Annotated in this window: 13 protein-coding genes; 3 read left to right on the top strand and 10 right to left on the bottom strand. The window is 68.1% G+C overall.

Annotated elements, in window-relative coordinates; genetic code table 11:
* Positions 1 to 156 precede the first annotated feature (156 nt).
* Both AB8K43_RS04215 and AB8K43_RS04210 read right to left on the bottom strand, forming a co-directional pair.
* Positions 157 to 786, bottom strand: coding sequence for a DUF664 domain-containing protein (locus tag AB8K43_RS04215; RefSeq protein WP_370891806.1), 630 nt, complete (start codon positions 784 to 786; stop codon positions 157 to 159).
* Entirely contained in the window at positions 783 to 1736 is a 954-nt protein-coding gene (locus AB8K43_RS04210) for a pirin family protein (RefSeq protein ID WP_370891804.1), read from the bottom strand. Before AB8K43_RS04210 ends, AB8K43_RS04215 begins: the two co-directional genes overlap by 4 nt.
* Before the next feature lie 85 nt (positions 1737 to 1821).
* On the opposite strand from AB8K43_RS04210, the gene AB8K43_RS04205 reads away from it, so the two are divergent.
* Positions 1822 to 2139: a GNAT family N-acetyltransferase gene (locus AB8K43_RS04205; RefSeq protein ID WP_370891802.1), complete on the top strand. Its 318-nt coding sequence runs from the start codon at positions 1822 to 1824 to the stop codon at positions 2137 to 2139.
* A gap of 14 nt (positions 2140 to 2153) precedes the next feature.
* On the opposite strand, the gene AB8K43_RS04200 is transcribed toward AB8K43_RS04205, so the two are convergent.
* Positions 2154 to 3986: a long-chain fatty acid--CoA ligase gene (locus AB8K43_RS04200; RefSeq protein WP_370891800.1), complete on the bottom strand. Its 1833-nt coding sequence runs from the start codon at positions 3984 to 3986 to the stop codon at positions 2154 to 2156.
* A 296-nt stretch (positions 3987 to 4282) separates the two neighbouring features.
* Here AB8K43_RS04200 and AB8K43_RS04195 point away from each other — a divergent pair, with 296 nt between their 5' ends.
* Positions 4283 to 6040 (top strand): oleate hydratase, encoded by a 1758-nt coding sequence (locus tag AB8K43_RS04195; RefSeq protein WP_370891798.1) that lies wholly within the window; start codon positions 4283 to 4285, stop codon positions 6038 to 6040.
* Between the two features lie 127 nt (positions 6041 to 6167).
* Here AB8K43_RS04195 and deoD read toward each other — a convergent pair whose 3' ends face one another.
* A complete protein-coding gene (gene deoD / locus AB8K43_RS04190) occupies positions 6168 to 6884 on the bottom strand; it encodes a purine-nucleoside phosphorylase (protein ID WP_370891796.1) in 717 nt (238 codons plus the stop codon).
* Between the two features lie 116 nt (positions 6885 to 7000).
* Between deoD and AB8K43_RS04185 the strand changes: the two genes are divergently transcribed.
* Positions 7001 to 8653: a VWA domain-containing protein gene (locus AB8K43_RS04185; protein WP_370891794.1), complete on the top strand. Its 1653-nt coding sequence runs from the start codon at positions 7001 to 7003 to the stop codon at positions 8651 to 8653.
* A gap of 82 nt (positions 8654 to 8735) precedes the next feature.
* Here the strand turns inward: AB8K43_RS04185 and AB8K43_RS04180 are convergent, their stop codons facing one another.
* The 6 genes from AB8K43_RS04180 to AB8K43_RS04155 form a co-directional block, all read right to left on the bottom strand.
* Positions 8736 to 8885, bottom strand: a complete 150-nt coding sequence (locus AB8K43_RS04180; protein ID WP_370891792.1) for a hypothetical protein — start codon at positions 8883 to 8885, stop codon at positions 8736 to 8738.
* Positions 8886 to 8930: 45 nt separating this feature from the next.
* Complete coding sequence (locus tag AB8K43_RS04175; RefSeq protein WP_370892093.1) at positions 8931 to 10172, bottom strand: MFS transporter; 1242 nt, start codon at positions 10170 to 10172, stop codon at positions 8931 to 8933.
* An 83-nt stretch (positions 10173 to 10255) separates the two neighbouring features.
* Positions 10256 to 10717: an NAD(P)H-dependent oxidoreductase gene (locus AB8K43_RS04170; RefSeq protein WP_370891790.1), complete on the bottom strand. Its 462-nt coding sequence runs from the start codon at positions 10715 to 10717 to the stop codon at positions 10256 to 10258.
* 127 nt (positions 10718 to 10844) lie between these two features.
* Positions 10845 to 11558 (bottom strand): ABC transporter ATP-binding protein, encoded by a 714-nt coding sequence (locus tag AB8K43_RS04165; RefSeq protein WP_370891788.1) that lies wholly within the window; start codon positions 11556 to 11558, stop codon positions 10845 to 10847.
* Positions 11559 to 11573: 15 nt separating this feature from the next.
* A complete protein-coding gene (locus tag AB8K43_RS04160) occupies positions 11574 to 13277 on the bottom strand; it encodes an ABC transporter permease (protein ID WP_370891786.1) in 1704 nt (567 codons plus the stop codon).
* Positions 13244 to 14341 carry a thiamine ABC transporter substrate binding subunit gene (locus AB8K43_RS04155; protein ID WP_370891784.1) on the bottom strand — a complete coding sequence of 366 codons (1098 nt, stop codon included), beginning with the start codon at positions 14339 to 14341 and terminating at the stop codon, positions 13244 to 13246. The genes AB8K43_RS04160 and AB8K43_RS04155 overlap by 34 nt, the downstream gene beginning before the upstream one ends.
* Positions 14342 to 14361: the final 20 nt, after the last annotated feature.

Below are 14361 nucleotides of genomic sequence, written 5' to 3'. Positions count from 1 at the left end.
CGTCTTTCTTCCCCCCCGCCGCCGCTCGGCTCACCCGCGCAGAGAGAGACGACCTCGCGCCCTTCAGCTCGCATCGCTGCCACTCGCGCGAGGACATCCATCACGGCGAAGGGGGCCACCTGCGAGCGGCGAGAAGGGTGCAGCATCGGCGCGGCATCAGTCATCTCGCCATTGTCCTCCCCCACCGGTTCGAGGGATCGGATGGTCACCCGTGACGGCGAAGTCCATCGATCCGGGCGTCTCCTGCCGAGAGCCGTGCAACTCCACGACGATGTCGAGGTGCCCCGCGTGCCGGGCGTACTCGGCAAGGACGTGGAAGCAGATCCACTCCAGCGTCGGTGGGTCATCTAAGAAGCGACCGCCCGGTCTCGCGACCGCACCCGGTGGGTACTCGGCAAGGACCTGGCGGGTGCGGGCACCGATTGCCCGTAGGCGCTCTGCGAGCTCCTGCGCACTAACCCCATCGGCCACGACCCAGCGCGCATCGGCCTCGGAGTCCGAGGGTTCCGGGTGAGTCCAATCGCCCCAGGGGTCATCGACGCGCTCGCCGAGGAATCCCCAGATGAACCAGCGCTGCTCCATGTGGAGCACATGGCTCAGCAACTCGATCGGCGTCCACCCGCTCGGGACCAGCGCCCTTCGCTGCGCCTGCGGATCCAGCCCGGTCACGCCCGCGATGATCGTCTCGCGCATCCAGTCCAGGTAGTCGGCCCACCTCCGCGCGCCCGGCGGATCCCCCTTCGTCGGTTCGAGGACATCGCGGGCCGACCTCTGGTCGTCACTCACCGAGGCACTTTGCCTCGGCGATTGCGAGCCCGCAGTCGAAGCGGCGGCATCTCAGGCGCGGGGATCCACTCCACCCGCCCGACATACCCCGGCACCTCGCCGAAGCGATCCGAGCGCGCCTGCCACTCCTCCCGGAAGGCGACGATCTCGTCGTGATCACGGCCGACGAAGTTCCACCACATCACGATCTCTTCCTCGAAGGGGGTGCCGCCGAGCAGGATCAGCAGGGCCGGCTCGTCGCCGACCTCGATCCGCAGCGTCCGGCGCCCTGGCTCGACACAGCCGAGCGCGGCCAGCGGCAGTTTCTCCCCTTCGAAGGTGATGTCACCGGAGTCCACGAGGAGCCCATATTCGAAGTCGGGCTGGACGTCGAGGTCGAGGGTGGTCCCGGGATTGAGGTGCAACTCCGCCCCCATGAGCGGGGTGTACGTCTGGACCGGCGACGAGGCGACGCCGGGAAGGGTCCCGAGGAAGACCCGAGCGGTCCCGGCACCGTCTGGCAGGTCGGCGGGCTCGGGAGCAAAGTGCTCGAAGGCTCGCGCGGTGTCGCGATCGGCCTCCGGCAGCGCTACCCACAACTGGACACCGTGGAGCACCCGCGTCTGCGGGGTGGAGACCTCCGAATGCGCGATCCCCTTCCCCGAGGTCATCAAATTGACCTCGCCCGGGCGGACCGGACCGATCACGCCGCCGCTATCGCGGTGCTCGATCTCGCCCTGGAAAAGCCAGGAGACGGTCTGGAGTCCGGTGTGCGGGTGGGGTGGCACGTCCATCCCACCCTCACCGTTCGGGGCGACATCCTGGGGGCCGTAGTGGTCGACGAAACACCAGGCACCAATGAAGGAGCGGTCCCGGTGAGGCAGGGTGCGCCGTACCGTGATGGCCCGCAGGCCACCGAGCGGAACGTCCCGACCTTGAAGCACCTCGACGCCGTCGGATGTGTTCGTCATCGCCCAACCCCTTGATCCGACGCGCCTCGACGCGCGCCTTGCTGAAGGCTACCCCTCGGCGCTAACTAGTGACAGGATCAATTACATGGCTGAAACAGTGACCCGTCAAAGTTCCCCCGACCGCTACCAGATCGACGTCGACGAAGGCACAGCTGGGTTCACCCAGTTCGTCGACCATGACGGCCAGCGCATCTTCTTCCACACCGAGATCGGCGAGGAGTTCGGCGGGCGCGGACTCGCGGGAACCCTCGTCAAGCAGGCGCTCGACGCGACCCGGGACGAGGGTCTGCGGATCGTCCCGATGTGCCCCTACGTCAAGAAGTACGTCGGGACGCACCACGACTGGGACGACATCCTCGACCCGGTCACCCCGGCCGCGATCCAGGTCGTCCAGAACCGCTAACCGGTCGCCGCGCCCTAGCGGTAGATCTTTTCGATCGCGCGGGCGCGGGACTTTTCGATGACGTGACGCTTGAGTTTGTGCGTCGCGGTCATCTCGCCGCCCTCTTCGGTGAAGTCGTCGTAGAGCAGGCGGTAGCGCTTGATGCCCTCCGCGCGCGAGACGCTGGCATTCGCCTCGTCGATCGCGGTCTGGATCTCGGCGCGCAGGGCCTCCCCGCGGATCAGCGCGCGCAGATCGTCCGGGTTGAGGTCCTGCTCCGTCGCCCAGTGCGCGACCGCGTCGGGCTCGAGAGTGATGAGCGCGCCCACGTACGGGCGGCCCTCGCCGACGACCATCGCGTTGCTGATGAGCGGGTGGGCGCGGAGCACGTCTTCCATCGGCCCCGGGGAGACGTTCTTGCCTCCCGCGGTCACGATGATCTCCTTGGCGCGACCCGTGATCGTCAGATAGCCGTCGGAGTCCAGGGAGCCAAGGTCGCCGGTGCGGAACCAGCCGTCATCGAAGGCGGCAGCCGTCGCCTCGGGATGATCCCAGTACTCGTCGAAGACGACGGCGCCCTTCAACTCGATCTCGCCACTGCCGGAGATCCGCACGGCGTTGCCGGGCACCGGCGCCCCGACCGTGCCGATCCGCTGGCAGCCCGGGCCGTTGACGGTGATGGCCGCGCAGGACTCGGTGAGGCCGTAACCCTCGTAGAGCGGGACGCCGAGACCACGGAAGAAGTGGCCGAGGCGCTCGCCGAGGGCGCCGCCACCGGAGATCGCGTACTGGCAGTTCCCGCCGAGCGCGGCTCGAACCTTGCGGTAGACGAGCCGGTCAAAGATCGCGTGCTCCACCCGCAGGCGAAGCCCAGGGCGACGAGCATGGCCGAGGCCAGAGCCCCCCTTCGCCTTGCTCCACTCGATCGCGACGCGCTCACCGCGACGGAAGATCTCGGCGACCGCCGGCCCCGAGCGGTGCGCCTTGGCGCGGATGCCGTCGTGGACCTTTTCGAAGACGCGCGGGACCCCAAGGACCATGTCGGGCTTGAAGGTGTCGAACTTGTCGACGATCGTTTTGAAGTCCGCCCAGAAGCCCACGGTGGCGCCCCCTTCGGCCGCGGCGTAGGCGACCGAACGCGCGAGGACGTGCGCCATCGGGAGGAACATCATCGTCTTGTGCCCATCCACCGCGACCTGGCCGATCGGGTGCTGCAGCAGGCCATGGACCTCGGAAGCGAGGTGGCGGTGCGCGATCACGCACCCCTTGGGGCGGCCGGTGGTCCCGGAGGTGTAGATGATCGAGGCGGGCTGGTCCAAGCGGACGGCATCGCGACGCTCTTCCACTTCGTGATCGGCGACGGAAAAGCCCCGGCCCCGGAGCTCGTCAACGGCACCCGTGTCGAGGACGAGGATCTCGACGTCACCGAGGTCGGCGTCGACGAGAGCATCACGCATCCGTTCGGTTTCGACGACGAGGAGGCGCGCCCCAGAGTTGGTCACGATCCACTCGACCTGGGCCGCGGACGATGAGGGGTAAATCGGGACGGTCGCGCCACCGACGGCCCAGATCGAGGTGTCGATGAGGAGCCACTCGTAGCGGGTGTCGGACATCAGCGCGACTCGGTCGCCCGCCTGCACACCGGAAGCGATGAGCCCCTTGGCGGTCTCGATGACCGAGGCCAAGTGCTGAGAAGCCGTGATCTCCTGCCACCGGTCCTCGACCCATCGGCTGTACGACGGGTGGTCGGGACGCTCCGCCGCCCGGCGCCAGGGCAGGCGCGCCAGCACCTGATCCTCGGTGAGCGGGACCGACTCCGGGGATGCGTACTCGCGGATCCCCTCGCGGTGTTCGGTGCGGTCCGGCATGGCTCCTCCGTACATGTGGCGACACGGGGCGGCCATCGCCCCATCACTAAGCGCTTGCTTACTTTGGCGACGATAGGCGATCACGGTGAGGCGGACAAGCGCGTCCAGGTGATGGGTGGCGCCTGCCAGATGTGCATCGTGCTTTCCGCCGCCTGCACATCTGCTCCTGCCAGTTGCACCCCGACTTAAAATGAGTACGCTCATAAATGAGCGCGTTCAGCATCGTAGCGGACGCGGCCCGACGTCGACTACCCCACGAAGCCGGCGCCTCCTCTTCACCTTCGATAAGGAGTGCCATGTACTACAGCAGCGGCAACTACGAAGCCTTCGCCCGCCCGCGCAAGCCCGAGGGCGCCGAGCGCAAGCACGCCTGGTTCGTCGGAGCGGGGCTCGCCTCGCTCTCCTCGGCCGTGTTCATGATTCGCGACGGCCAGGTCCCGGGCGACCAGATCACGATCCTCGAGCGAATCAAGCTCCCCGGCGGCGCACTCGATGGCATTAAGGAGCCCGCGCGCGGGTTCGTCATGCGCGGCGGACGCGAGATGGAAGACCACATGGAATGCCTGTGGGACTGCTTCCGCTCGATCCCCTCGCTGGAGGTCGAGGGCGCCTCGGTCCTCGATGAGTTCTACTGGCTCAACAAAGACGACCCGAACTTCTCCCTTCAGCGCGTCACCCAGCGCCGCGGCGAGCCCGACCCCAACCCCGGCCTGTTTACCCTCAACGAGGCGGCGCAAAAGGACCTGATGAAGGTCTTCTTCGCGACGCGCGAGGAGATGGAGAACAAGCGGATCAACGAGGTCTTCGGCAAGGACTTCCTCGAGAGCAACTTCTGGCTGTACTGGCGCACGATGTTTGCCTTTGAGGAGTGGCACAGCGCCTTGGAGATGAAGCTCTACCTGCACCGCTTCATCCACCACGTCGGCGGACTGCCGGACTTCTCCGCGCTGAAGTTCACCCGCTACAACCAGTACGAGTCGCTCGTGCTGCCGATGACCCGCTGGCTGATGGACCAGGGCGTCCACTTCCAGTTCGAGACCGAGGTGACCGATGTCGACTTCGACATCACCGCCAAGCGCAAGAAGGCCACCCGGATCCACTGGATCCACCAGGGCGAAGAAGGGGGCGTCGACCTCGGCGAGGATGACCTTGTCCTGATGACGATCGGCTCGCTCGTCGACAACTCCGATAACGGCGACCACCACACGGCTGCGCAACTCGATCGCGGCCCGGCCGCCGCGTGGGACCTGTGGAAGCGCCTCTCGCGCAAGGATCCCTCCTTCGGGCGCCCCGAGGTCTTCTGCTCCTCGATCGATGAGACGAAGTGGGAGTCGGCGACCGTCACGACCTTGGATGAGCGCATCCCCGAGTACATCCGCAAGGTCTGCAAGCGCGACCCCTTCTCCGGCCGCACCGTGACCGGCGGGATCGTGACCGCCCGCGACTCGAAGTGGCTCCTGTCGTGGACCGTCAACCGGCAGCCTCAGTTCAAGCAGCAGCCGAAGGACCAGATCGTCGTGTGGGTGTACTCCCTCTTCGTCGACCGCCCCGGCGACTACGTGAAGAAGACCATGGCGGAGTGCACGGGCGAGGAGATCACGCAGGAGTGGCTCTACCACATGGGCGTCCCCGTCGAGGAGATCCCCGAACTCGCCGCGACGGGCGCGAAGTGCGTGCCGGTGATGATGCCGTACGTCACCTCGTTCTTCATGCCGCGCCAGGCCGGTGACCGCCCGGACGTCGTGCCGGACGGCGCGGTGAACTTCGCCTTCATCGGCCAGTTCGCCGAGACCACGCGCGACTGCATCTTCACCACCGAGTACTCGGTGCGCACCGGCATGGAGGCCGCCTACCAACTGCTCGACATCGAGCGCGGCGTCCCCGAGGTGTGGGGTTCGACGTACGACGTGCGGGCGTTGCTCAATGCCTCCAGCCGCCTGCGTGATGGCGAAGAGGTCAAGGTGCCGGGCCCGGCCTTCATCCGCAAGCGGATCGTCAACAAGCTCGACGCGAGCGAGGTCGGCGGCCTGCTGCACTCCTCCGGCCTGATCTAACCGGCGTGGGGGAAGGGGGACCGCTCACCCCCTTCCCCCACCCTCCCTGTCTTGCTTAAGCACGTCCTCGTTGCCGACCCTCCAGGGTGAGCAACGAGGACGTGCTTAAGCAACGTTGGAAGGGGGGTCAGGGAAGGGGGGTCCGCAGCATCCCATCGAGGGCGATCTCGACCATCTCGGTGAAGCTCTGCTCGCGGTCATGGGCGCTCACCGCAGCCCCGCTCACGATGTGATCCGAGACCGTGCAGATCGCGAGCGCCCGGCAGTCGTATTTCGCGGCGAGCGTGTAGAGCGCGTGCGCCTCCATCTCGACCGCGACGACGCCGTACTCGACGAGTTGCGAGACGAGTTCGGGGCGATCTGAGTAGAACGAATCCGATGAGACGATCGACCTCACGACCGGATCGCGCCCGGCCTTGCGTGCGGCCCGCACGGTGTTGCTCAGCAGTTCGTAGTCGGCGGTCGCGGGGTAGTCGATGCCCTGGAAGCGCAACTGGTTCATCGACGAGTCGGTCGCCGCCGCCGGGGCGATCACCACATCGCGCAAGGCCAGGTCGGGGTCGAGCGCGCCACAGGAACCGACCCGCACCAACTGCTGCACCTCGTAGTCGGCCATGAGTTCGGTGGCGTAGATCGATATCGACGGCATCCCCATCCCGGTGCCTTGGACCGAGACCCGCTCGCCCTTATACGTGCCGGTGTAGCCGAGCATCCCGCGCACTTCGTTGTAGAGCTGGGCCCCCTCGAAGAAGGTCTGGGCGATCCATCGTGCTCGAAGGGGGTCCCCCGGCAGCATGATCCGCGGGGCGATCTCGTCGGGTTCGGCGCCGATGTGGGTGCTCATGCCACGTCATTGTGTCGCACGCCACGATGACCGAGCGAGCACACCTCGTGGCCTCGCTGCCGATCCCCGGATCTGTCGACTGTTGACGCCCATCCCACGGAGCTTGACTAGGAGACATGGGATCTCGTCGTCTCCGCTGGCTCGTGATCACTACCGTGGCGTCGATTGCGCTTGCAGGGTGTGCTGGAAGTGCGCCCCGGGCCGCGGAGTCTTCGCCCTCGAGCACGGTTGACCTCCCGCCGCTCGTGCTGGTCATGGACAGTTCGGGGTCGATGCGCACGCGGGATGGGGGCACCACCCGGATGGACGCGGCGCGCCAGGCTGCCACCGAGTTGATCTCCTCCGTGCCCGACGGAACGCCGGTCAGCCTGATCGCGTACGGAACGTCGACTGGCACGAAGTCAGCCGAGAAGTCCGAGGGCTGCCAGGACGTGAAAACCCTGGCTCCCATGGCCCCGGCGACGACCGACGCCAAGAACACCCTCAAGGACGCTGTCGCCGGACTGAAACCACGCGGCTTCACACCGATCGCCTTGGCCTTGTCGAAGGCCGGTAAAGAGGTCCCCGCTGACCAGCCGGCCAACATCGTCCTGATCTCCGACGGGATCGAGACCTGCGCGCCGCCCAACCCGGACCAGGCCGCCAAGGACGTGATCGCGACGCATCCGAAGGCCACCATTTCCACGGTCGGCTTCCATACCGATGCCAAGGCCAGCAAACAACTCCACCAGGTCGCCGAGGCCGGCAATGGCCTCTTCGTCACCGCCGCCAACCCCGAGCAACTCATCAAGCGCCTGAAGGCCATCCAGGAGGGCACCGCCGATACCCAACTCACCTCAACCGGTCTCGGGCGCGCGCAACTCGGCCAGTCCTACGACGAGGTGAAGGGGGCCGAAGCGGACTTCCCCGGCTGGGATGCCGCTCAGCCCTTCAAGGGGGATTTGAGGGGCCTGAGCGAAGACGGCAAGACCCTCTTCGTCATCGTCTGGCAGGACTGCTCGTATGTCTTCAGCGAGGACAAGACGCTGGTGGCGATCGACCCGGAGAAGGCCGGGACGATCGATGAGGTGAAGCCCGGGGACTCGTACGCCCAGGCGACGAAGCTGTACGGCGACCCTGTCTCAACGGTCGCCAACGATGATGGCACCTACACGGTGATCTTCCCCGCCGACAACGCCACCGAGTCGGCTTACCAGATGGTCGTGAGCGCTGACCCTGCGGCCTCGGCTGACGCTGCGAAGATCACGGTGATTGTGCTCTGCCGCTGTTCCCTAGCCCCCGACGCCATCGTGCTGAACGCTCAAGGTGTGGGCAGCGTCCCGTTCGACACCCCCGCCGCCGACGCCGAACAGCAGCTCATCGCCCTTCTAGGCACACCGGACGACGTCTATGAAGGAGCGAACTGCGAAGGTACCGGCGTTGGCCAGATCAAGCTGCTGAGCTGGGGGTCCTTCACCGCCGCGATCACGACGTCCTTGGGCGACTCGTTCGACGGCGGGCCCTTCCGGCTGACGACCTGGATCCTCGGAACGAGGGATGGGGATCCCCAACTCGGCAGTGGTGAGGTCGTCATCGAAGGCGACATCACCACGGACACCACCTGGGATGAACTGCGAGCCCGTGGCGCTGAGGTCTCAAACGAAATCGACGCCGCCGGCGGCGGTGAGCCGTTCACGCAGGCCGAGCTGAACGGCATCACGCTGAGTGATGACGGAGCCAGCACGGGACCGACCCGAGCGTCGGCGGGCGAGTCGTTCGGCTGCGAGTAGCCCCTCGCCGTGCAAGCGCTGATTACTTGGTCCCGGATTTGTTCATACGCCGGAGTCGCCGATTGCGGATCGAGCGACACGATCACCTCATGCTCCCTTCGGCGTCGGCGAGGGCATGACGTCGGGTCCATCGCAGCCGCCTCTCGGCGAGCGCCATGACCATGGTGATCACCAGCCCGACGGTGGCGACGCCAATCACGGCGACGGGTACGGGGAGATACCAATCCGGCACATCGCTCCACCCCTGCCTGACACCCCACTCGAGGACATACCCGCGTCAGCCCGCTGAGCGAAGGGAGGGTGCGGTCTCGGGGGCGCGCAACCACGGCGTGATCGCGAGCAGAGAGATCACGCCGGCCACGACGAAGGCTGGTTCGAACCCGAAGCGGTCGGCGACGACACCGATCAAGACCGGCCCGATGATCGCGCCAGCATCGGAGGACATCTGGAAGGCCGCGAGCACTGGGCCACCCGAGCGATCCGAGCCGACGATGTCGGCGACCGCGGCTTGCTGCCCGGGGCCCATGAGGCCTGCGCCCGCGCCGCTGATCGCGGCGAGGATCAGCAAGACGATCAGCGAGCCCGCGAACCCGATCACCCCGACCGAGAGGGCACTGACGGCGAGGCCGGCGATGACGAGCGGGCGACGACCGACGGTGTCGGCGAGGCGCCCGGAGACCTGCAGCGCGAGGGCCGTCCCCACCGCGCCGACCGCGAGAGTGACACCCGCGGCCCAGGTGGTGCCGATGACGGCGAACGCTAGCTGGGGCAGGATCGCTACGCGCACACCGAAGTTCGACCACCCGTTGGCGAAGCCGGAGACCATCGCTGCTTGGTAGGTGCGATGGTTCCACGCCTCGCGAACGGCCATCCGCGGCAGCACCGGGGCACCCGGTTCGGGACGCAGCGAGGCTCCCGTGAGGAAGACCGCGACGACGGCCGCCGCGATGAAGAGCGCGATCGCGTAGACGATGAAGGGCAGGCGCATCCCGAAGCCCCCCAGCGCGCCACCGAAGACCGGCCCCAACATCCCACCGATCAAGAACGCGCTCCCGTAGAGCGAGGACACCCGCCCCCGGATCGTCGGCGGCGCGAGCCGCACGAGCAGCGCCATCGCCGAGACGGTGAACATCGTCGACCCGATGCCGCCGAGGCCGCGGAAGATCAGCAGCTGCCAATAGGTCTGCGCGAAGGCGGCAGCGCCGGTCGAGAGCGCGACGATGATGAGGCCCACCAGGTAGACCGGGCGCTCACCGAGTCGGGCGACGAGCGCCCCACCCGCCGGAGCGAACACGAGTCGGAAGAAGGCGAACGCTGAGACGATGACCGAGGCGGCCGCGACGCCGACGTCGAAGGAGCGGGCGTACTGCGGGAGCACCGGGGAGATCAGGCCGTACCCGACGGCGATGACGAAGGCCGCCGCCACGAGGACCCAGACCTCCCGAGGCACCTTCGGCCGGGCGTTCGCCACGGCGCCCGGTGAGGTCTGCGCCGGCAGGCCAGTGGGTTCGGGATCGATCGAGGGCACGGCTCACTCTCGCATGCCGCTCCCCCTTCGCCCGATTGGGCCAGCGCTGAGGAAGGGGGTTCAGCCAGCCGCGATTAGTCGTCGGCCGAGGCGGTGGCGCCCACCGTGGCCGCGACCTCCCAGACGGCTTCGCGGTCCCCCTTCTCCACAGCGCCGAAGACCTCGACGGGATTCGCGACCGGCACCCAGCCCATCCCACGCGCGATGGAAGTGATCGAACGCACCGCGCCCGAGAGGTCCTGATTGCCGTGCACCACTGCGGCGTAAGGCAGCCCGTCGGTCGCGTCCTTGCAGGGGTAGTAGACGGTGTCGAAGAAGTGCTTGAGCGCCCCCGACATGTAGCCGATGTTGGCGGGCGTGATCAGGACGACGCCATCGGCCGCGAGGAGGTCCGCGGCGGTCGCGGACAACGCCGGCCGGACATCGGCCGTCACATCGCCGAGGTCTTCGACGGCCAGCCCCTCGCGCGCGGCTTCGAGGAGCAGGTCCCCGGCCGGGGAGACGGTGTGGTGGACGACGAGCACGCGCGCGGTCATGCTCCGATCCTCCCTCACGTCGCCGCTGGCCTGCGGAAGGTGCGGCGCCACGCACCCCCAGCACCCCACTTCCAACGGCGGCCTGCGGAGGGTGCGGCGCCGGGCACCCCCAGCACCCCACTAGGAACTAGCGCGGCCCGAGCACGTCCTCCGGGGCGCCGAAGGCGGTGAGCTTGCCGTGGTCCATCAAGGCGACGACGTCCGCGACGACTCGGGCCTCGTCCCGATCGTGGGTGACCATCACCGCCGTGGTCGAGGTGTCGTGGAGCACCGTCCGAAGGTCGAGCGCGAGGCGTTCGCGCAGGTCTCGGTCGAGCGCGGAGAGCGGCTCATCGAGCAGGAGCAACCGGGGACGAGCCCCAAGCGCCCGCGCGAGGGCAACGCGCTGCTGCTGCCCACCGGACAGGGTTGCCGGGACATCGTCGCCGCGCCCTTCCAGCCCGACGAGGGTGAGCAGCCGGTCGACCTCGGCGGAGAGTTCGGCGCCGCGCACCCCCTTCAGCTTCAGGCCATAAGCGACGTTGCGTGCCACCGACATGTGCCCGAAGAGCTGCCCATCTTGAAACATCATCGCGAAACCCCGCTGATACGTCGGCACCCGCGCGAGATCCGCGCCCTCCCAGGTGATCCGACCGCCCGCGAGCGGTTCGAGTCCGGCGACGGCGCGGAGCAGCGTCGACTTCCCGCACCCGCTCGGCCCAAGGACCGCGAGCACGTCACCGGGCGGCAACCTCAGCGAGACCCCATCCACCGCGGCCAACTCCCCGAAGCGCACGCGCACGTCATCGAGCCCTAGTCCGGAGACATGCCCCGTCGAAGGGGGTGCCTCTGCACTTGTCATCGCCTCACCACCTCCTCACGCAAAACTCCCGACACTGCCGACCCGCAGGCGCTCGACGAGCCCCATCACGGCGACCGTCACGACCGTCAGCAGGACCGCGGCGGCCATCGCCACCCCCTGCGTCTCGGCCCCAGGGCGCCCGATCAGTTGATAGATCACGACGGGCAGGGTCGGCTTGTCCGGCCGCACCAAGAAGCTCGTCGCCCCGAACTCTCCCAGCGAGACCGCGAGCGCGAAACCCACGGCGGCAAGGAGGGGCCGCCAGAGCAATGGGAGTTCGACGGTGAGCCACGATCGCCACGGCGAGGCACCGAGGGTTGCGGCCGCCTGGCCTTGGCGCGGGTCGACGGCGCGCAAGACCGGGGCGATGGTCCGCACCACCAGCGGGAGCGCCACCATCGCCTGAGCGATCGGGATGAGCACCGGCGATGACCGCAAGTCCAGCGGCGGGCGATCCAGGGTAATTAAGAAGCCGAACCCGATCGTGACCGCGGAGACCCCAAGCGGCAGCATGAAGGTCGCGTCGAGGACCGACAGCACGCGCCGACAGCCGGGTGATCTCGGCCGCCGCGATACGACGAGCGAGACGATGAGCCCAAGCACAACAGCCAGCAGCGCCGCATCGACCGCGATCCGCCAGGACGACCCGAGCGCCGTCAGGGGGCTGACCCCGACGGTGGGGAAGGTGTCGGCGAGCCCGGCGTAGTTCGCGAGCGTCCACTCATCGCCCCGACGAAGGGAGCGGATCACGCCGCCTGCGATCGGCAAGATCACCAGCACGAGCACGATGCCGGTGGCGGCGAGGACAGGCAGGTGAGTCCAGCCCACCGGACGAAGGGGGGCCGCCACCCGGCCCCTCCGCGTCACCCCGCTCGTCCGCGCGCGAATCCTCTCGGTCACCCACAGCATCGCGGCGACCGCGACGAGCTGCACGAGCGAGAGCACCGCGGCCCCTCGCAGGTCGAGCATCGATGTCGTGAGCAGGTAGATCTCGGTCTCGACCGTCGCGTAGCGCAGCCCGCCGAGCGTCAGCACAATGCCAAAAGCCGTGGAGCAGAAGAGGAAGACGACGCTCGCCGCCGACAGCACCGACGGCATGAGCGCCGGGAGCAGCACGGTGCGGGCCACGACCCGCGGCGGGGCCCCGAGCGCCGCCGCCGCCTCGGCGGTCCGCGGGTCGAGCCCCTCCCACGCCGGGCCCACCGTGCGCACGACGACGGCGACATTGAAAAAGACCATCGCGAGCAGGATCGCCACCCACGACCCGTCCAACCCCAACCCACCGAGCAGACCCGACGGCGCGAGAAGGGAGCGCCACATCACCCCGACGACGACGGTCGGCAGGACGAAGGGCATGACGACGATCGCCCGCAGCACCGCCGCCCCCGGGATCGAAAGCCGGTGCAGCGCATACGAAACCGGCACCCCCAACACCACCGTGACCGCCGTCGCGAGCGCCGCGATCCCGACGGTGAAGGCGATCACCCGCTGGGTTCGCGACCGTCCGAGGACCTCGGTGACGCCGGAGAAATCCAGCGCACCGTCCGGGGCCAGGCCGCGCCCGAGCATGCCGAGGAGCGGCAGGAGGAAGAAGATCGCGAGGAAGGCCAGCGGCACCAGCGCGAGGGCCACCCACCCGGCCAGGCGGGCGCGCTCCCCCTTCACGCTCATGATGCGCCCCGCGGTCAGGACGTGATCGCCGACCATTCCTTCAGCCACGTGTCGCGCTCGGACGCCACCCGCTCGGGGTCAATGCCGTACGGGCTGAAGGGGGTTCGCGCCCACTTCGCCCAGATCTTCGGCAGCTCCACATTGCGCGAAACGGGGAACATGTACATCGCGTCCGGGATCGTGGCCTGCACGTCGTCGCTCAGCATGAAGTCGACGAAGGCCTTCGCGCCGGCCTCGTTCCTCGCGCCCTTGATCACGCCCGCGTACTCGACCTGACGGAAGCAGGTGTCAAGGAGTGCCTCGGTGGTCGGCTCCTCCTTGCCCTCCGGGATGGTGAAGGGGGGCGAGCTCGCGTAGGAGAGGACGATCGGCCGATCGCCCTTACCCTCGCCGGCCGAGAAGTCGACGTTGTACGCATCGGACCAACCGGAGGTGATCTTCACCCCGTTCGCCTTGAGGTCACGCCAGTACTGCTCCCAGTCGTCACCCTTCTCGGCGATCGTCGCGAGCATGAAGGCGAGGCCCGGGCTCGAGGTCGGTGCACCCGGAGTGACGAAGAGGTCCTTGTACTCGGACTTCGTGAGGTCATCGAGGGTCTCCGGAGGGGTGAGCCCCTTCTTGTCGAACCAGACCTTGTCGATGTTGACGCAGACGTCGCCGAAGTCGATCGGGGCGAGGACCTTCGCGCCCTCGCCCTCCAGGCGGTGGTCGGCTGCGCCCTCGGGGAGCGTCGGCTCGTAGGGCTCGAGGATGCCCTCAGCGACGGCGCGCCCGGAGAAGGTGTTATCGATCCCGTAGACGGCGTCAGCGACCGGGCTGGACTTGGTGAGCACGAGGCGGTTGGTGAGGGCGCCGGTGTCGCCGGCGGTAGTGAGCTTGAGCTCGCAGCCGGTCGTGTCCTGGAACTGCTTCTTGAGGTCGTCGGAGAGCACGAAGGACTCGTGGCTGATGACGGTGACGCTGCCCCCTTCGGCGCAGGCCTTGCCGTCGGCACCGGTGGTCGCGGCCGGCTCGCTCGACCCGCCCCCGAGGGAGCAGCCGGCGAGAAGCAGTGCGGCGGCAACGGCCCCGATGGCGGTGCGGCGGTGGGTACGGGTGGCGGTGATCGCCATGGTTCGCCTCCTCAAAACGG

Source organism: Janibacter sp. GXQ6167, from assembly GCF_041365945.1.
GTDB lineage: Bacteria > Actinomycetota > Actinomycetes > Actinomycetales > Dermatophilaceae > JBGFSK01.
Note: the sequence above shows the minus strand (reverse complement) of the source record. Positions and strands in the feature narration are given on the sequence as shown.